At 33.8% G+C, this 18,007-nt stretch carries 16 protein-coding genes and 1 tRNA gene; 8 read left to right on the forward strand and 9 right to left on the reverse strand.

The features are described 5' to 3' along the window. The first annotated feature begins 158 nt into the window (after positions 1-158). The gene (locus OF897_RS10305) at positions 159-2,933 is read left to right on the forward strand and encodes a SusC/RagA family TonB-linked outer membrane protein (protein ID WP_267265604.1); all 2,775 of its coding nucleotides are present in this window, start codon (positions 159-161) and stop codon (positions 2,931-2,933) included. Between the two features lie 22 nt (positions 2,934-2,955). After that, entirely contained in the window at positions 2,956-4,698 is a 1,743-nt protein-coding gene (locus tag OF897_RS10310) for a RagB/SusD family nutrient uptake outer membrane protein (protein WP_267265605.1), read from the forward strand. 249 nt (positions 4,699-4,947) lie between these two features. On the opposite strand, the gene OF897_RS10315 is transcribed toward OF897_RS10310, so the two are convergent. The 9 genes from OF897_RS10315 to mce all read right to left on the reverse strand — a co-directional run bounded on the left by OF897_RS10315 (position 4,948) and on the right by mce (position 10,743). Beyond that, on the reverse strand, positions 4,948-6,186 hold the full coding sequence (locus tag OF897_RS10315) for a PQQ-dependent sugar dehydrogenase (protein WP_267265606.1): 1,239 nt from the start codon (positions 6,184-6,186) through the stop codon (positions 4,948-4,950). 215 nt (positions 6,187-6,401) lie between these two features. Next, positions 6,402-7,166 carry a type I methionyl aminopeptidase gene (gene map, locus OF897_RS10320; protein ID WP_267265607.1) on the reverse strand — a complete coding sequence of 255 codons (765 nt, stop codon included), beginning with the start codon at positions 7,164-7,166 and terminating at the stop codon, positions 6,402-6,404. A 78-nt stretch (positions 7,167-7,244) separates the two neighbouring features. Further along, on the reverse strand, positions 7,245-7,781 hold the full coding sequence (locus OF897_RS10325; RefSeq protein ID WP_267265608.1) for a hypothetical protein: 537 nt from the start codon (positions 7,779-7,781) through the stop codon (positions 7,245-7,247). 29 nt (positions 7,782-7,810) lie between these two features. Further along, positions 7,811-8,080 (reverse strand): hypothetical protein, encoded by a 270-nt coding sequence (locus tag OF897_RS10330; protein ID WP_267265609.1) that lies wholly within the window; start codon positions 8,078-8,080, stop codon positions 7,811-7,813. Between the two features lie 63 nt (positions 8,081-8,143). Then, positions 8,144-8,539, reverse strand: a complete 396-nt coding sequence (locus OF897_RS10335; RefSeq protein WP_267265610.1) for a hypothetical protein — start codon at positions 8,537-8,539, stop codon at positions 8,144-8,146. A gap of 2 nt (positions 8,540-8,541) precedes the next feature. After that, on the reverse strand, positions 8,542-8,856 hold the full coding sequence (locus OF897_RS10340) for an aminoacyl-tRNA hydrolase (protein ID WP_267265611.1): 315 nt from the start codon (positions 8,854-8,856) through the stop codon (positions 8,542-8,544). A 1-nt stretch (position 8,857) separates the two neighbouring features. After that, complete coding sequence (locus OF897_RS10345) at positions 8,858-10,048, reverse strand: PQQ-binding-like beta-propeller repeat protein (RefSeq protein WP_267265612.1); 1,191 nt, start codon at positions 10,046-10,048, stop codon at positions 8,858-8,860. Between the two features lie 159 nt (positions 10,049-10,207). Further along, positions 10,208-10,281: transfer RNA gene (locus OF897_RS10350), tRNA-Ile, on the reverse strand. 63 nt (positions 10,282-10,344) lie between these two features. Continuing rightward, positions 10,345-10,743, reverse strand: coding sequence for a methylmalonyl-CoA epimerase (gene mce / locus OF897_RS10355; RefSeq protein WP_267265613.1), 399 nt, complete (start codon positions 10,741-10,743; stop codon positions 10,345-10,347). Between the two features lie 83 nt (positions 10,744-10,826). Here mce and rbfA point away from each other — a divergent pair, with 83 nt between their 5' ends. The 6 genes from rbfA (at position 10,827) to ribD (ending at position 18,004) form a co-directional block, all read left to right on the forward strand. Next, a complete protein-coding gene (gene rbfA / locus OF897_RS10360) occupies positions 10,827-11,186 on the forward strand; it encodes a 30S ribosome-binding factor RbfA (RefSeq protein ID WP_267265614.1) in 360 nt (119 codons plus the stop codon). 6 nt (positions 11,187-11,192) lie between these two features. Next, positions 11,193-12,398, forward strand: coding sequence for an ABC transporter permease (locus OF897_RS10365; RefSeq protein ID WP_267265615.1), 1,206 nt, complete (start codon positions 11,193-11,195; stop codon positions 12,396-12,398). A gap of 49 nt (positions 12,399-12,447) precedes the next feature. Continuing rightward, positions 12,448-14,241, forward strand: coding sequence for an endonuclease (locus OF897_RS10370; RefSeq protein WP_267265616.1), 1,794 nt, complete (start codon positions 12,448-12,450; stop codon positions 14,239-14,241). 62 nt (positions 14,242-14,303) lie between these two features. After that, positions 14,304-15,041 carry a shikimate dehydrogenase family protein gene (locus tag OF897_RS10375; protein ID WP_267265617.1) on the forward strand — a complete coding sequence of 246 codons (738 nt, stop codon included), beginning with the start codon at positions 14,304-14,306 and terminating at the stop codon, positions 15,039-15,041. A 76-nt stretch (positions 15,042-15,117) separates the two neighbouring features. Further along, positions 15,118-16,917 (forward strand): DUF349 domain-containing protein, encoded by a 1,800-nt coding sequence (locus OF897_RS10380; protein ID WP_267265618.1) that lies wholly within the window; start codon positions 15,118-15,120, stop codon positions 16,915-16,917. Positions 16,918-16,978: 61 nt separating this feature from the next. Further along, positions 16,979-18,004, forward strand: coding sequence for a bifunctional diaminohydroxyphosphoribosylaminopyrimidine deaminase/5-amino-6-(5-phosphoribosylamino)uracil reductase RibD (gene ribD, locus OF897_RS10385; RefSeq protein ID WP_267265619.1), 1,026 nt, complete (start codon positions 16,979-16,981; stop codon positions 18,002-18,004). The last annotated feature ends 3 nt before the right edge of the window (positions 18,005-18,007 follow it).

Genomic DNA, 18,007 nt, shown 5'->3' on the forward strand with positions numbered 1-18,007 from the left:
TAAGAACTTTAAAAACATTTGTTTACATAAAGTTTTCACAAATTTAATTTCCGGCAAAAATATTCACGTTTTATTAATTTTAAAAAGCTGTTACTTAATATTAAATTAACAGTTTTCGGCGTTTTACCGACCTAATTTTGCACCAAAATAAAAAAGGAATGAAACGTATTTATCTCGTGCCGACTGTTTTGATGAGTTGTGTCAGCTTAACATTTGCGCAAAAAAAAGAATCCGACACGCTCAAAGATGATAGCAAATTGAAAGATATTGAAGAAGTGGTGATGGTAGGATACGGAAGTCAGAAAAAATCTGATGTAACCGGAGCTGTAGGATCGGTAAAAAGCGAAGATTTTAATAAAGGTATGGTTGCCAATGTTGGACAATTACTTCAGGGAAAAGTTGCCGGAGTAAATGTTTCTAATGTAAGTGGTGAACCCGGAGCCAATCAAAATATTATCATCAGAGGAGTTGGAAGTTTACGTTCAGGAACCACTCCATTGTATGTAGTTGACGGTTTTGTAATCGATAACAGCAATACTGGAACTGCAAACAACCCAATGAATTTCATCAATCCTAATGATATTGAATCACTGGATATTTTGAAAGATGCTTCAGCAGCTGCAATCTACGGAGCAAGAGGAGCCAATGGAGTTATTGTAATTACCACTAAAAAAGGAAAAAAAGGAAGAACTCAGATGAATCTGTCTTCAAATCTTACGATTTCAAATCTTGCTAATAAAATGAATGTCTTCAGTGCAGACGAATTTAGGAGACAGGTAACCGCAGCAGGAGGAAAGTTGGATGATATGGGTGGAAATACAGATTGGCAGGATGAATTAACAAGAACAGGGATTTCTGAAAACGTAAATTTCTCAGCGTCTGGAGCAACAGAAAATTCTAATTACTATGCCGCTTTAGGATACGAAGATCAGGAAGGTATTCTTTACAACAGTAACCTGAAAAGATATTCGGGACGTGTGAATGTTTCGCAGAAAGCTTTTGACGGAAGAGTAAATATCGACTTTAATTTAAACGGAATAAGAACCGAAAACAACAGACCCAACGCAACCAGTGTGGTATCTGAGATGTTGACATGGAACCCTACATTTCCAGCTTATACAAACGGTGCACCAACAACAGTATTTAACAATGGTGGTTTCAACCCGCTGATTCGTCGTCAGATTTACAAAGATTACACAACCAATAACAGGATTTTGGCGAATGTCTCTCCTTCCATAGAAATTATTAAAGGATTAACTTATAAGCTAAATTTAGGGATTGATTATTCTACAGCAGAAAGAATCATTCAAAATATTCCACATGCTATCCCTTTAGAAAACGGCAGCTTAAATCTAAGCAATTACTCAAATAACAATACGCTTGTAGAAAATACATTAACTTATAAGTTTAAAATCAACAGTCATGATTTTAATGTAATGGCGGGGCATTCTTACCAAAAATTACTATTAACTTCAAGAGGATCATATTATCAGAATTTCCCAAACAACGGAATTGAGCCTCAATATCAAATTCCTGCATTATTACCTGCAGATTTACAGAAAGTAACCTCAACAATTATTGCTAATAAAAATGAGCTGCAATCTTGGTTTGGGAGAGTAAACTATGGTTATCAGGATAAATATCTTTTAACTGCAACTTTAAGAGCAGATGGGTCTTCAAAATTTGGAGCGAACAACCGCTACGGGGTTTTCCCTTCTGTTGCTGCAGGATGGAATATCAGCAAAGAGAGTTTTCTTGAAAATGTAGACCCAATCAACAACTTAAAACTAAGAGCAAGCTGGGGTAAAACAGGAAATCAGGAAATTCCGAGTAAAATTACAAAAAGAAGTTATCAGGCAGATTCCAATGGAAGTGCACAGGCAACTTATCCTTTAAATGACAGTGGAAATTATCCTGTCGGAATATATTTGGTAAGAGCAAACAACCCAGATCTTCAATGGGAAGTTACTACCCAAACCAATATCGGTTTAGATTTCGGAATTCTAAACAACAGATTAACGGGTACTATTGATTTTTTTAATAAAGTTTCTGATAATATTCTTTTGGAAATCAATCCTGTAGATCCAATCGAACCAGCTCCAAAAGTTTGGAAGAATATTCCGAATATGAAGATCAACAATACTGGTTTAGAATTATCATTAAACTATAACAGTAATCCGAACAAAGCATTTACTTACAGCGTTGGTTCAAATACTTCATTTATTAAAAACAAAGTAAAAGATTCTCCTTATAAAGTACTTACAACAGGAGAAGCACAAGGACCTGGAACAACGAATGCCGTTATCAATGGTTATGTGAATGGCGAACCAATAGGAACGTTCTACGTAAGAGAATTTTTAGGTTTAGATGAAAAGGGCACCAATATTTTCAGAGATGTAAACGGAGACGGAATTATTACAGACAACGACAGAGTAGCATCTGGGAGTGCATTACCAGATTTCACTTATAATATTTCCCTGAAAGCAGCTTATAAAAATTTCGATTTAGGATTAAATTTTAACGGAGTTGCAGGAAATATGATTTATAACAATACTGCTTCCACACTATTTTCAAGAGGAAGATTAGGAATATCACAAAATACCACAGATGCAGCAACACAGTTCCCTAACGAAAGTTTAAACAATACCAATGTAATTTCTACAAGATATCTTGAAAAAGGAGATTTCTTCAGATTAAACAACGCAACATTAGGATATAGTTTAGACCCTAAAATATTAGGAATTGGAGAACATGTAAGAAACATCAGATTCTCTGTGACAGCTCAAAACTTATTTGTCATCACAAAATATTCAGGTTTCGATCCGGAAATCAATACAGGTTTGTCTCAAGGCGGAATTCAGTCTTTCGGGATTGATTACGCTACCTATCCAAAAGCAAGAAGCTTTGTATTCGGTGTAAACGTAGCATTTTAATTAATTATTTAAAAAGAAAACAATGAAAAATAAATTTTTAATCTCTATTCTTAGTGTAAGCGCTTTAGCACTTGTAGGATGTACAGATCTTGAAGAATTGGTTATTGATGAATCACTGGAAGCACAAACGACGACTCCGGTCGAGTCTTTCATCGCTCCGGCTTACGGTCCGCTTCCCGATGCATTTACCCATGTAAAAAACTATGGACTTCAGCTTATAAGCTCAGATCAGGCAATTCTTCCACCAAGAGGAAGTGGAAATGACTGGTATGACGGCGGAAAATATATAGAACTTCATCAGCATACAACCACAACTACAAATGTTGTTGTACAGCAGACTTGGGATGCCATGAGATTAATGCTTTCAAGAACCGTTACTGCTATCGAAAAACTACAACCACTTGCTGCGACAGATCCAAATGCTGCGAAAGCTGTTGCCGAAATGCGTGCATTGAGAGCTTATTACAACATGTTGATGCTTGATTATTGGGGAATTGCCTTTAAAAAAGACAGCACCGGTCAGAATTCTGAAATTCTAAGAAGACAGGAAGCTATCTCTTACATAGAAAGTGAATTTCTAGCTGTGGTAAATAATCTTGACAATACAAAAGGCCCGGGAAGAATGTCTCAGGCTTCAGTAAACGGATTTTTAGCACAACTTTATCTAAATGCAGCAGTTTATAGAAATCCTTACGGAACTCCGAATTTCGCAGCCGGAGATATGGATAAAGTCATTGAATACACAGACAAAGTTATTAACAGTGGTCTATTTAATTTATCGCCTGAATATTTTGCGATATTTGACGACAATAACCACTCAAACAAAGAATTAATTTTTGCGATTGATCAGCGTCAGGATCTTGCTACATCTCATAACAGATTGGGCTACTGGTCGCTTTCAGGGAGTCAATATCCTTTAGCAGCTTTCCCAAAAGCTAATGGAACAGATGGTCCTGCAATTACTTCAGATTTTTATCAAACTTGGGTTCAAGCTTACGGAAGTACAGATCCTGCGCAAGCCGATGCGAGATTTTACAAAGAAAATTTTACTGTACCTGCAGCTTTAAAGAATTTAACGGGAGTAACTCCTGCCAATGATTCTGATCATTATTTTCTTGTGAATGGTGCAACTTATGAAATCAACAGAGGAATTCAGAGAGGAATTCAATGGGGATTGAGAAATGCGTCAAACGGACAGCCTTTCCAACCTGGAACCATAAGCGGACAGTACAGAATCTACCCGATAATCGAACAGAGAAACGGTTTTGTAAACTATGTAAATCATACCTTAGAAATCGATCTTGAAAATCCAAATAATAAAGATTATACAGACGGCTACAGAGTTTCAAAATACCAATTCAGCAGAACTTCAGATTCTGGAAGAAACAGAGGAAATGCAGATATTGTGCTTTTACGTTTAGCCGATATTTACCTGATGAGAGCAGAAGCACAATTGAGAAAAGGAAATGCAGGAGCAGCTTTACTTGACGTAAACTTAGTAAGGGCTTCAAGAACAGCAAGACCTGCCGTAACTCCACCAGCTTTATCTTCAATCGATTTAAATACTTTATACAGAGAAAGAGGTTTTGAGTTTTACTGGGAATATTCAAGAAGAACAGATATGATCAGATTTGGTCATTACGAAGATCCTTATACCTCAAAAACCAATAGCGATGTAAGAAAAAGACTGTTCCCGATTCCACAATCAGCAATCGACGGAGCATCTGCAGAACCGGGATATTTGGTTCAGAACGAAGGTTACTAATTTTTTTACTATTATATATTACTTTCAAGAAAACTGCCGGCAAATTTTGTCGGCAGTTTTTGATTTTAGAAGTTTTATTTTCTAATTTTTTATCAAGTTAAATTATTTAGACGTCTAAGTTTTAATTATGACCTCTTATCTTTTAAACTTAAATTAACCTATCTCTAAAACTTATTAAGTTCAATCAAATTATTTCAAAAAGAAACACCAACATTTTTGTCGGTGTTTCAAGAGTACGAAAAAAATAATTTATTGTCTTTGAATTTTATATAATCTTCCGCCATCGGTAACTGCGTAAAGCGCACCATCAGTTCCTTGCGTAATATCTCTAAAACGTTGTGACAACCCTGTAAGTAAACGCTCTTCACCCACTACTTTGTTATCTTTAATAACGAGTCTTACAATATGTTCGCCACTTAAAGCACCGATAAACAAACAGTTTTGCCATTCCGGAATACTGTTTCCTCTGTAGAACGTCATTCCACTTGGTGAAATTACAGGATCCCAATAATAAACAGGTTGTTCCATCCCACTTTGCTGCTGAATTCCACCGCCGATTGGTGCACCACCATATTCAATTCCATAAGTAATTGTTGGCCAACCATAATTTTTTGCGGGTTGAACTCTATTGATTTCATCTCCGCCACGAGGTCCGTGTTCACTTTGCCATAATTCTCCTGTTGTAGGATGAATTGCAATTCCTTGTGGATTTCTGTGGCCGATACTATATAATTCCGGTAGAGCTCCCGCTTGGCTGAAAGTAGGATTTCCGGGAGCCGGAGCTCCATCTTTTGTAATTCTCAAAATTTTCCCAATTGCTGCAGTAACCGATTGCGCCAAAGGTCTTGTGGATAAATCTGAACGCTCGCCTACGCTTACCATCAAATTTCCTGTAGAATCAAATAAAATTCTTCCTCCATAATGTAGATTTCCGGCAGATGCAGAAGGATTTGCTCTGTAAATAACCGTTGCGTTTTCAATTGTAGTTTCTGAAGTTGAAAGTTTTCCTTTTGCCACAGAAGTTTGAGTTCCACCTGCAACATTTTCAGAAAAAACCCAATAAACCATCCTGTTTGTAGAAAACTGAGGATCTACACAAATACCCAATAAACCGCCCTGTCCGTTTGAATTTACAGCAGGAATTCCGGTAATAGGATTTCCAACCGATCCTGTATTGGTTACAATTCTCATTGTTCCGCCTTTTTGAGTGATTAATAACCTTCCATCGGGTAAACTTGTAATTCCCCAAGGCGCGCTCAATGCAGATGTTAAAACAGTATTTGTAAAAGGCGTCTGTGTTTTTACACCATTCACTCTTGTTTGCCCTGCAAAAGCGGGTGGATAATTGGTATTGGCTTGTCCGTTTTCAACTGGTGGATAAATGGCTTCATTTCCCGGCTCTTCAGTAATTGTTTCATCGATATTGTCTGAGCAATTGACTAAAAACATAGCAGAAGCAATCAAAAAGTAATGTGCTTTAAATTTCATATTGTTAAAATTTGGTGTTTGAATTTTGAAAATAACAATTTTCAGTTTCCAAAGCATCAAAGTTTAAGCCAATAATCGGTTATTTTTCAAAATAATTCACTTTTAACACATTCAATTTATAAGAAATATCAAAATACATTCATTGTGTATAATTCACAAAAAAACCTTCCGGCAATCTGAAAGGTTTAATAATTTATGCAAAAACAAAATTTTATTTAATTTAAAATCTCATTCATCTGCGTTAAAATAATTGGTTTTCCGTCGGTAATTAAAATGGTATGTTCATGTTGAGCCATATAACCGCCTTTATTTCCCACCATCGTCCAACCGTCTTTCAATTCAACGGCCATCGTAGAATCTGTAGAAATAAATGTTTCAATCGCTACAACAGAATTTTTCTTAAATCTTCTCGTATCAAAACGGTTTCTGTAGTTCATCAATTCATCCGGTTCCTCGTGAAGACTTCTTCCAACACCGTGACCTCCTAAGTTTTTGATGACTTTAAAGCCTTTTTTCTTTGCTTCAGTTTCCATTAAAAAACCTATGTCTGCAATTCTTACCCCGCCTTTTATATTATTAATAGCTTTTTCTAAAATTGCTTTGGAAGCATCAACCAATTTCTGATGTTGATTGATGTCTTTTCCTACAATAAAAGAACCTCCGTTATCTGCCCAATAACCGTTGAGCTCTGCAGAAACATCAATATTAATTAAATCTCCTTCTTTTAAAACTCTTTCTGAAGTAGGAATTCCGTGGCAGAATTCGTTGTCAACGCTTATGCACGTCCAACCTGGAAATCCATACGTAAGATAAGGCGCCGATTTTGCCCCGAAATCTGAAAGAATTTTCGCTCCATACTCATCAAGATCTTTTGTTGTCATCCCGACTTTAGCATAATTCATCATCTCTTTCAAAGTATAAGCAACTGCTTCGCTCACTTTTTGCATTCCGATTAATTCAGATTCGTTTGTAATAGACATAATTTCTGTTTTGAAAATACAAAGTTAGGGAATAAAATTTTCTATTTTAAACTGGAAATTTTTATGCTTAAATTTTATTTAATAAATTGGTTTATTAGGAACGTCAAAAACATCAGAAGGATTTGAGCAATTGAGATAAACCTTACAATTTGGAATTCTACTTTTTAAAATATTCTCTTTTGCCGAAATCTCATCTTCATTTTCATCTGAATCTATGAAAATTTCTCTCAGACTCTGATTATCTAAACACTCACAAAGATCAGCTAAAGTTATAGCTGTACCGGTAATATTCAACATTTTCAAATTCTCCATTTGATTGAAATATAAAACACTTTCACTTGTAAGAAATCTATTTTTCCTCAAAAAAAGCGATTGTAAATTTTTAAAATTCAGCATATATTTCACGCCCAGATCTGTAATCTGTGAATCTTTTAAATAAATATTTTCAAGAGACAAGAGCCTTAAACTCAGAAAATAAAAAAACTCATCATCGCAATCTGAATCGGCAGAATGAAATCTATACCATTCGGCAGGAATTCTGTCTGCTTTTTCAATCCGATAATGACGTTGCCAGAATTTCTGTTCTTCTTTGGTAAATTTTGGAGGCTTTATCATGTCTTTTTAATGAAAATAATTTAAAATTTTTAGTAATCACAAGGAATTGTATCTTCAGTATCTCTCGCAATGGGAATTCCATCAGGATCAAGAATCATCGCTTCCTGAATATGAGTTTTATGCAAAGTTGCTCCGCTTGCAATCATTTTATACCCATTTTCGTACTCTGTAAAATATCCACTCGGATAAGCAGAATATCCATTAGGCAAAAGCATCTTTTTTTCATGCTGAAAACCCCAACCAATCACTTTTTGATTAAGAATATATTTTTCAAATGCTTCGTAGAAGTTTTCTGTCATTTTTTTTCTTTTTAAAGTTGATTTTTTGTTCTGAATGAATTAAGTCCAACTAAAAACCGGTATTTAAATTTGATTATTTAATTGTTCCAAAACCTGAATAATCTCGACAACTTGGTTTACTTCGATATTTAAATTAGCATTTCCAATAGATTTTATTTTTATTATGCCTTTTTCGTCATACTTAATTAAAAGTTGTGAATCTTCGATTTCCCATACATAAAACCCTTCTTCAGTAATTTTATACAGTCGATCAGTGTAAGGTTTTCGTAAGTAATCAGAATTTTCCCAAATCTGTTTTGCAATCATGGTAAGAATATCAATCACCTCATCGGTATCAGATTTTGTCAACCAGCAAAAGTCTTCGTTTTCACCGTTAAGTTGAAACGTGATATAATTTTCATTTCTATGAATCAGAATATTTCCTTTTTTGACAAACCAACTGTATATCTTTTCTTCCATTATTAAATATTTTGTGGTGACCACATTTTTAAAAATTTAAATTTCTTCGGATATTCTTCTCTCGGACAAAACGCAATACAAACTTCATTATTATCAAGTGAAGATTCAGTTAAAACTATATTATTCTCATCATTTTTTAAGCTTTCAAATTCAGTTTCATTAACTACGCAAACTACTTTTTTAAATATTCCGTTGATCCATCTTATCATATTTTCATTCGTCTCATATTTTTTATAACAAGCCAATGAAGCATGCGCTGTAATGACCGGAACCAGCTTATCGGGAACGTTGTTTTTTACGATGATGTACATTTTCATACTATTGGTCAGTTTGCATATTTTTTAAATTCTCTTCAGCTTCTTTCGCCACTTTTATTTTATCAGGATTTGGTAGATCACACCTAAAATGTTCTCTAATAGCATTTTCACGTTGAATTTTTCTATTAAGATCTTCATCAGGTTCAAAATCTAAGTGATATAATTGTCCGTCATTTTTTGAGATTAACCAAATATTTCTGCCGTCTAAAATAAATTGATGAGGTTGCCAATTATTTAAATAAACATTTCGCAACATTTTTTCTTTTTTTACATCGTAATGAATCAAGTGATTTTGATAAACGAACCATATTTTTTCATTTTCAGAACTCAGAATATCCAACAAAGATTCGTTTTCGTATTCTTCGGGCGAAACTAAGGTTTCAAGATCCAATTGTAGTTTTTTATTACCTTTTTTGCCTAAAACCGTTAAATATCTTTCACTCAGTAAAAATGTATAATTCTGATTTTTTTCAATTTTAAATTCTGAATTTGCGAGTTTATTTTTCTTCAGCCATTCTTTTGTAATGGGTGTTCCGTCGTGACTTAGAAATTGAAACTTTTTCACCGTAGCTTTTTTATCATCTATGGTTGTTATGGTTTCAGACGGATTAATAACGAAATTTCCGTTATAATCGATTTCAAACCACAAATCATCTTCTGCATTGGTTATAATCTTATCCTTTAAATAAACCGGCTCTACATCTGCTCCATGATTGATGTTTTGTTGCCACAAAATTTTATCATTTTCTATATCATAAGCCAATAATTTTCCGCCGTCTGCAATTGCTGTAGCATATAATATTGAATTTTTAAAGTAAGGCTTTGTACTAATCGACTGCAGTTCTAATATTCGAATCGTTTTTCCGGAATTGATGTCGTACTGATGTACTTTCCGACTTTCACCATCATAATTTCCGTAGAAAAAAGAATCATTATATGTAAAAGGAGCTTGATTGGAACGCCATCCTATTTTTCTTTCCCAAAGAATCTTATGATTTCCTTTTTCCAGACAACTCAATAAATAGTTATTAGAATTAAATAAGATTTTACCATCAACCATCACAATTGAACCTAAAGTCGATTGATTTTTAATATCATCTAAACTTAATTCAGACTTATACATCTGAGTCTGTGAAAATAAAGACACAGAAAAAAACACAAAAAAATATCTTAAATAGACAAGAGGTTTCATTACTTTAGTTTTGGATAAAATTAGCTTATAAATAGCTGACTAAAGTAATTAATAAATGATTTGATAAAAATAGCACAAAAGAGGTATTTTACAGAATTTTATTTGAGTTTAAAACCAACAAAAAGCACCTACATTAATGTAAGTGCTTGATTTAAAATGTGGTCCCACTTGGGCTCGAACCAAGGACAACCTGATTATGAGTCAGGGACTCTAACCAACTGAGCTATAGGACCTCAAAAATTTGGTTAAATTTTGTGATTGCAAAAATAGTAAAATTTCTTTGTCTACAAAATTTTTTATTTCTTTTCTTGGCAAAGTTCTACCAAAACACCATTGGTAGATTTTGGGTGTAGAAAGACAACTAATTTATTATCAGCGCCTTCTTTAGGTTCTTCTGAGATAAAAATAAATCCTTCTTTTTTCAGTCTTTGCACTTCCTCAACAATATTTTCTACACCAAAAGCTAAATGATGAATGCCTTCTCCTTTTTTATCGATAAATTTTGAGATGGGGCTTTCGGGATTACTTGCCTCCAAAAGTTCAATTTTACTTTCTCCGGTTTCGTAGAATGAAGTAACTACTCCTTCCCTTTCTACGGTTTCTTTTTTGTAGGACTCTTTTCCTAATAGTTTTGTAAAAAGTTCGTCAGAAAAACCTAAAGATTTTACGGCAATACCGATATGTTCTAATTTCATAAATGTAAAATATAATTTATTTGACCTTTCAATCAAATTTTCAAATTAGCAATTCAAACAAAAGTAGTAAATTTGCATAAATTATGGAAAGTAACAGACAAAGAAAAGTAGCACAGATTATACAGGAAGATTTCGCAGAACTTTTCCGTAAACAGTCATCAGAAAGCAAACAAAACTTTTTGGTTTCGGTATCGGATGTAAAAGTAACACCGGATTTGGGGATTGCAAAAATTTATTTAAGCATTTTTCCTCAAGAATTCCGTTCTTCAATTATGAAAGAAATCGAGATTAATAAAGCTCAATACAGAAATTTCATCGGTCAGAAAATGGCAAAACAGGTTCGTATTATTCCACAATTAAGTTTTTATTTGGATACAACCTTGGATGATGTTGAAAAAATTGAAAAAGAACTAAGAGGCGAAGGCGACAATCCTGTATTGTAAAAAATCTTGAAGAACATTGCATTTTACATAGCTTCACGCTATCTTTTATCTAAAAAAGGAAGTACGGCGGTAACTTTCATCACTTGGCTTGCTGCCGTTGCGATGAGTGTTGCTGTTGCTGCAATGTTTGTCATTATTTCTGTTTTTTCCGGGCTCGAAGATTTTAATAAATCACTTATTTCTAATCTTCATGCAGATTTAACGATAAAAAGCACTTCGGGAAAGACCATCAAAAATTTCGGAAAGATTAATGAAATTTTAAAAAGAAATAAAGAGATTTCAAATTTTTCAAGGTTAATCGAGGAAAAAACGTACATCAATTACAACGGAAAAGGTGATATTGCCTATTTAAGAGGCGTAGATTCTGCTTATACAAAGGTAAATCCTGTTGATAAAACTATCTTTTACGGAACTTATCCTACATTTCAGTACACTAATGAAGTGATTATGGAGCACTCGCTTCAAAACAGATTAGGAATTCCCGTAGATTCAGATAAGGATTTTTCGACGATTTTCATGCCTAAACCAGGAACAGGAATTATCAATAAAGAAGAAGATATTTATAACAAAAAAGAAATTATTGTTACGGGTATTTTCCCTGGAAACGACCAACTCAATGGTTACATTATTGCTCCGATAGAATTGATAGAAGAATTATTAAATCTTCCAAAAAATTCAGCTTATGAAATTGTTATTAAGCTTAAAAATCCTGACAACACAGAATCAGTAAAACAAAATTTACTGAAAACTTTAGGAAAAGATATCGAAATTAAAACCAAAGAAGAAGAAAATGCAGCTTTCTGGAAGATGATTAATACAGAAAAACTATTTATTTATCTGATTTTCGCTTTGGTTATTTTTATTACAACCTTCAATTTGGCAGGCGCAATTATTATTTTACAACTTGATAAAAAACAACAGGCAAAATCTTTAATTTCTTTAGGCTTTCCATTAGCACATTTAAGGATGACCTATTTTTATACAGGAATCTTAATTGTTTTATTAGGCGTAATTGCGGGACTTCTTTTAGGAACAGCATTATGCTATTTCCAGCTTTATACCGAATTATTTAAAGCAGTGGAAGATTTACCGTTTCCTGTGAAAATAGTTGGTAAAAATTATTTAATTGTTGCCACCATCGCTTCAGTCTTTGGTATAACCATTTCTTGGTTCTTCTCAAAAATCAGTAAAGACTACATTACTAAAAATTAATATTTTATATCTTTAATTATTTGTAAATTTGCCGTCCAATTTAGAAAAAATGAGACGAATTTTACATTCATTTTTGCTGACTCTGATTACAATCAGTGCTTTAGCTCAAGTTCCTGCGGGTTATTACAATAATGCTACGGGAACAGGCGCCACTTTAAAATCCCAATTGAAAACCATTATCACAAATGGGCATCAAGATCATGGTTATGATGGTCTTTGGACAGGCTACCAAACTACCGATAGAGATTACTACTATGAAAATGATGGTACTATTTTAGACATTTACTCTGAAAAACCTACAACAGCAGACCCTTACAACTTTATTTACAACACCAACCGATGTGGAAATTACAGCAATGAAGGTGATTGTTATAACAGAGAACATATTGTTCCGCAAAGTCTCTTCAACGAAGCTTCACCGATGAAAAATGACATCCATTTCATCAGAGCGACTGATGGAAAAGTAAATGGAATGAGATCAAATTATCCTTTTGGTAAAGTAGGAACAGCTTCTTTCACATCATTAAACGGTTCAAAACTAGGAAACTCTGTTTCGTCTGGATATTCCGGAACTGTTTTCGAACCAATTGACGAATTCAAAGGTGACGTTGCAAGAATGATTTTCTATTTTGTTACAAGATATGAAACACAACTATCTGGATTTAGTTCAGGAGATATGTTGGGAGGTTCTGCTTATCCGGGGCTTCAGTCTTGGGAGCTTAATCAACTTATTGCTTGGCACAATGCAGATCCCGTTTCTCCAGCCGAAATTGGAAGAAACAACGCTTCATACATTTATCAGGGAAACAGAAATCCTTACATTGATAATCCCGGTTATGTAAATCAAGTTTGGGGAACTCCAACAACAGACACACAACCTCCGACTGTTCCAACAAATTTAGTGGCAAACAATCCTACTTCAAGCACTGTTGCATTAAGCTGGACTGCTTCTACAGACAACGTCGGAGTTACAGGATATGATGTTTATGCAAATAATGTTTTAAAAGCTACCGTTACAGGAACTTCTACAACAGTACAGGCTTTAGCATCTTCTACATTGTATAATTTTTATGTTGTTGCGAAAGATGCAGCAGGAAACTTATCTGCTCAAAGCAATATCGCTACCGAAACTACACTTGCAGGAACAGGTGGCGGAACCGGAACTTGTGGAACTGAAGATTTCTCAAACATTCCGGCATCTTCTTCAAGCTATTCAACAAGAACATGGACAAATAATGGTATTACATGGTCTGCAACTGATGCAAGAACGGATGATACTGTTAATGGTAAGGCAATTACTTTAAGAATTGGAAATTTAACAAGTTCTACTCTTTCAGGAGGAATTCAGGATTTAACTGTTAAAACTTCTCTAAAATACGGAAGCGGAGCAGGTGTTTTAAATGTAGAAATAAACGGAGTTCAGGTAGGCACGATTCCTTATACTGCAACAACTAATGCAATAACGACAACAACTCTCAGCAATATTAATGTGAGCGGAGATATTGTTATCAAAATAACCAACCCTATTACAGCTACGAACGGACAAAGAGTTGCCATTGATGACCTATCATGGACTTGTGCAACTTCACTATCAACAGTTGAAAATTTAAAAAACAAAGCATTCAGTATTTACCCGAATCCAGTTAAAAATCACGAGCTATTTGTAAAAGGTGAAAACTTAAACAAAATTGTGAAAGCTGAAATCTATGATCTTGCTGGGAAATTGATTAAAAACATTGTTAATCCTTTCAAAAGTTCAAATAAAATAGATCTACACGGATTGGCAAAAGGTGTTTATATCTTAAAAACAGATAATAACTCTGCAAAATTCATTGTAGATTAAGACTAAAAATATTTTCAATACTAAAGACCGGTTTTTATCGGTCTTTTTTTTATTTTTGATATATGGATTCCAGCAACAAATTAGGATTAATTGGTAAAAATATCTCCTACTCTTTTTCGAAAAAATATTTTGAAGATAAATTCAAAAAGAAGAAACTCAATGATTTTTCTTACGAAATTTTTGATCTTCAGGAAATTAATGAAGTTGAAAATATTTTTTCAAAACCCAATCTTTTAGGTTTTAATGTAACAATTCCTTTTAAAGAAAAAATTATTGATTATCTGGATGAATTGAGTGACGAAGCGCAAAAAATTGGAGCCGTAAATTGTGTTTTAATTGAAAACGGAAAGAAAACAGGCTATAATACAGATGCTTTCGGTTTTGAAAAAACTTTGAAGGCTCATAAAAAACCACATCACGAATCGGCTTTGGTTTTAGGAAACGGTGGAGCTGCAAAAGCAGTGCAATATGTCTTAGATAAAAATCAAATCCCTTACAAAACCATTTCAAGAAAATCTGATTTGAATTTTAACAATTTAGATATAAAAACAGTTGCAGAAAACAAATTAATCATTCAATGTACTCCAGTTGGAACTTTTCCGAATACTGAAGATTGTCTGAACTTCCCTTTTGAAGCACTTTCCGATCAACATCTGGTCATCGATTTGATTTATAATCCGGATTATAGTAAATTCATTTTAAATTCATCACAAAACGGTGCAAAAACTGTCAATGGATATTATATGCTCGAACAACAGGCAGAAAAAGCTTGGGAAATTTGGTCGTTTAAAAAAAAATAACATAAATTAGTAACTTAATTGGCTTACATTAGCACGTTTTAAGAAATTAACGCCAATATATCATAAATGATTTGCTATGACAACAGAAAATAATCTTTCTGAAAACGAAGAAAACAAACCTTCTACAGAACATCAGGAAACAGTTGAAACTATCGAAAACAAAGAAGAAAATCATCAGGAAGAAGATTCTGATGCTTCTCATCATGACACGATTGCCGACCTTTCGCTTGCGGATGTTTTGAAAGAAATGGAAAAAATCATCAATTCTAATAATGCAGGTGAAAGATTCCGAGAATTTAATGCATTAAAGGAAAAAGCAAATCATTCAATTCATGACGAAATTGAAGATAAAAAGCACGAATATACTGATGCAGGAAATGATTTAGAAAATTTCAGCTATGAACATCCTTCTCAGTCTAAACTTTCAGGATTGATTCATATTTTCAGAGAAAAGCATGATCATTTCCAGAAAAATCAGGAAGAAGAGCAGAAAAAAAACCTGGATCAACGTCAGAATATTATTGACAGACTTAAAAATCTTTACACCAATTCTGAGCCTGGAGTTAATCTTTTCAAATCGATCAGAGAAATCAAGGAAGAATGGTCTCATGCAGGTCAGGTCGCAAAATCTGAGTTCAAAATTTTAAATAATAATTATTTCCATCATTTGAATCAGTTTTATCAGATGTTGGATCTTAATAAAGAATTTCTTGAGCAGGAATACAGCCACAACTTAGAAAAAAGACAGCACATTATTGCAAGAGCAAAAGAGCTGGAAAATGAGCCGGTTGTACAAAAAGCTTTGAACGAACTTCAATATCTTCACAAACTTTGGAAAGAAGAAGCTGAACCGGTTTCTGAAGAATTCCGCGAAAAAACCTGGGAAGAATTTAAAGAAATTTCAAATAAAATTCACGAAAGAAAAACCGAACTTTCTGCTGCAATCGAGACAGAACAGAACGCTAATCTTGAGAAGAAAAATGAAATCATCGAAGAAATCAAGAAACTTTCTGAGCCAAAAGACAATCCTAATCACACGTATTGGCAAAACTCAATCAAAAGAGTTGAAGAATTGCGTACGGAGTTTTTGAAAACAGGAAGCGTTCCTAGAAAATTATCCAACAACAACTGGAATGATTTTAAAACGATTCTAAGAACTTTCAACACAACAAAAAACAATTATTATAAATCTCTGAAAGGTTCTCAACAGCAGAATTTGGACGAGAAAATGAAATTGATTCAGACTGCAAAAGACAATATGCATTCTGAAGATTGGGATATTGCCGTTGCACTTTTCAAAAAACTTCAGGAAGACTGGAAAAAAATCGGTCACGTTCCAAAAAGTATGACCAATAAGATTTGGGATGAATTCCGTGAAGCCTGTAACACTTTCTTCAACAATTACAGAGAAAAAAGCAGCGCATCTACCGATAACTGGAAAGAAAACTATAAGCTTAAAAAAGAGATTCTTGAAGAATTGAAAGAAATTTCAAACGACGAAGGAAGCATAGAAAAAATTGAAGCGATTAAAAGTTCTTGGAATAACATTGGAAAAGTCCCTAGAGATAAAATGGCAATCAATTCTGAGTTTAACCGAACGTTGAGAGAAAAATTAAAGCTTAATAAAATCAACGAACTTGAGTTAAAAGAAGAAGGTTTATCTGAAAATCAGTTAACAGACAAAGCAAGAAAAATCAAGAGCCAGATTTCTGATCTTGAAGGCGAAATAGTAAAACTAGAAAACAATTTGGCATTCTTCAAAAATCCAACAAGAGAAAATCTGCTTCTGCGAGATACTTACAATACGATTGATGATAAAAAAGCTCATCTTGAGACTTTAAAACAGAATCTTCACAGTATTATCGCTGGAGAATAAATAAAAATTAAAGTAAAATATAGAGCGAAGCAAAGAAATTTGTATTCGCTTTTTTTATCTTATGCAAGACGAATTTTACATCAGAAGATGCATTGAGCTCGCTCAGAAAGCCATCGGAAACACTTATCCAAACCCTTTGGTGGGAAGCGTGATTGTTCACAACGGAAAAATAATCGGTGAAGGTTATCATCACAAAGCTGGAGAAAATCACGCTGAAATTAACGCTATCAATTCCGTTGAAGATAAAAGTTTGATTCCGGAATCCACCATTTACGTTTCTTTGGAACCTTGTGCCCATTACGGAAAAACTCCGCCTTGCGCTTTAAAAATAGTAGAATTAGGCTTTAAAAAAGTCGTTATCGGGGCCATGGATTCTCATGATAAAGTTAACGGGAAAGGCAAAAAAATAATTCAGGATGCAGGAATTGAAGTCATTTCCGGAGTTTTGGAGAAAGAATGTATTGATTTAAATAAAAGATTTTTCACGTATCACGAAAAGAAAAGACCTTTTATTGTTCTAAAATGGGCAGAATCGGGCGACCGTTTCATGGATAAAGATTTCAAGCCTACTCAAATAAGCAATTCTTTAACGAAACAATTCGTTCATCAACTGAGAAACAACGAACATTCGATTTTAATCGGAACAATGACCGCTTTACGGGATAACCCAAGTCTTACAACGAGGGAAATTGCCGGCAGAAACCCAATCCGCATTTTAATTGATATTGATTTAAAAGTTCCAACTGATTTTAATATTTACAATAACGAAGCTGAAACTTTGGTTTTCAACTCTGTAAAAGAAAGCGAAGAAGGAAATATTAAATTCATTAAAACCTCAAGAGAAAATTTCATTGAGAATATGTTGAAAAAACTATACGAATTTCAAATCCAATCTATCATTGTGGAAGGAGGAAGTTTGGTTTTACAACAGTTTATTGACGCAAATCTGTGGGATGAAACAATTGTAATTAAAAATAAAAATCTGACTTTACAAAACGGAACAAAAGCTCCAAGATTTGAACATACGCCTTTTGAAACTCAAAATTTCAGAGATAATTTGATTGAATTTCACAAAAACTCAAATTAAGGA

The organism is Chryseobacterium formosum, from assembly GCF_026460885.1.
GTDB lineage: Bacteria > Bacteroidota > Bacteroidia > Flavobacteriales > Weeksellaceae > Chryseobacterium > Chryseobacterium formosus.

What these genes read in the sequence shown, in the direction of transcription:
- map (WP_267265607.1), bottom strand. Translation starts at nt 7,166, where the DNA reads ATGTCTATTACAAACGAATCTGAATTAATCGGAATGCAAAAAGTGAGC.
- OF897_RS10370 (WP_267265616.1), top strand. Translation starts at nt 12,448, where the DNA reads ATGAGACGAATTTTACATTCATTTTTGCTGACTCTGATTACAATCAGT.
- ribD (WP_267265619.1), top strand. Translation starts at nt 16,979, where the DNA reads ATGCAAGACGAATTTTACATCAGAAGATGCATTGAGCTCGCTCAGAAA.
- OF897_RS10330 (WP_267265609.1), bottom strand. Translation starts at nt 8,080, where the DNA reads ATGACAGAAAACTTCTACGAAGCATTTGAAAAATATATTCTTAATCAA.
- mce (WP_267265613.1), bottom strand. Translation starts at nt 10,743, where the DNA reads ATGAAATTAGAACATATCGGTATTGCCGTAAAATCTTTAGGTTTTTCT.
- OF897_RS10380 (WP_267265618.1), top strand. Translation starts at nt 15,118, where the DNA reads ATGACAACAGAAAATAATCTTTCTGAAAACGAAGAAAACAAACCTTCT.
- OF897_RS10340 (WP_267265611.1), bottom strand. Translation starts at nt 8,856, where the DNA reads ATGAAAATGTACATCATCGTAAAAAACAACGTTCCCGATAAGCTGGTT.
- OF897_RS10345 (WP_267265612.1), bottom strand. Translation starts at nt 10,048, where the DNA reads ATGAAACCTCTTGTCTATTTAAGATATTTTTTTGTGTTTTTTTCTGTG.
- OF897_RS10325 (WP_267265608.1), bottom strand. Translation starts at nt 7,781, where the DNA reads ATGATAAAGCCTCCAAAATTTACCAAAGAAGAACAGAAATTCTGGCAA.
- OF897_RS10315 (WP_267265606.1), bottom strand. Translation starts at nt 6,186, where the DNA reads ATGAAATTTAAAGCACATTACTTTTTGATTGCTTCTGCTATGTTTTTA.
- OF897_RS10375 (WP_267265617.1), top strand. Translation starts at nt 14,304, where the DNA reads ATGGATTCCAGCAACAAATTAGGATTAATTGGTAAAAATATCTCCTAC.
- rbfA (WP_267265614.1), top strand. Translation starts at nt 10,827, where the DNA reads ATGGAAAGTAACAGACAAAGAAAAGTAGCACAGATTATACAGGAAGAT.
- OF897_RS10335 (WP_267265610.1), bottom strand. Translation starts at nt 8,539, where the DNA reads ATGGAAGAAAAGATATACAGTTGGTTTGTCAAAAAAGGAAATATTCTG.
- OF897_RS10305 (WP_267265604.1), top strand. Translation starts at nt 159, where the DNA reads ATGAAACGTATTTATCTCGTGCCGACTGTTTTGATGAGTTGTGTCAGC.
- OF897_RS10310 (WP_267265605.1), top strand. Translation starts at nt 2,956, where the DNA reads ATGAAAAATAAATTTTTAATCTCTATTCTTAGTGTAAGCGCTTTAGCA.